1 protein-coding gene is annotated in these 462 nt (G+C 71.4%); it reads left to right on the top strand.

Annotated elements, in window-relative coordinates:
- Positions 1-462: glycerate-2-kinase family protein (locus DBR23_RS31920; protein ID WP_233250771.1), on the top strand; the 462-nt coding region annotated here is incomplete at both ends.

The following is a 462-nucleotide window of genomic DNA, read 5'->3' as shown; positions in this document are numbered from 1 at the left end:
ATGCTGGCCGCAGTGGCGGGCCTCACAGCAGACGACCTGGTGATTGGCCTGTGGTCGGGCGGCGGCTCGGCACTGCTGCCCTTGCCATTGCCGGGGGTCACGCTGGCCGACAAGCAGGCGCTCAACCAGGCCCTGCTGCGCAGCGGCGCCAGCATTGGCGAGATGAACTGTGTGCGGCGCCACCTCTCGGCCGTCAAGGGCGGGCGGCTGGCCCTGGCCTGCAGCCCTGCCCGCGTGGTCAACCTGGTGATGTCCGATGTGCCGGGCGACGACCCGCTGGACGTGGCCTCGGGCCCCACCGTGGCCGACCCGACCACCCGTGCACAGGCGCTGGCCATCTTGCAGCGCTACCGCATTGCGCTGCCGCCCGCCGTGCTGGCCGCACTGGACACTGCCGCCAGCGAAAGCATCAAGCCCGGCGACACCCGCCTGGGCCCCATCACCACCCACGTCATTGCTACG

The sequence above is a fragment of the Acidovorax sp. HMWF018 genome, from assembly GCF_003061035.1.
Classification (GTDB): Bacteria; Pseudomonadota; Gammaproteobacteria; order Burkholderiales; family Burkholderiaceae_C; genus Acidovorax; species Acidovorax delafieldii.
The sequence above is the reverse complement of the archived record's forward strand: the minus strand, read 5'-3'. Positions and strand labels throughout refer to the sequence as shown.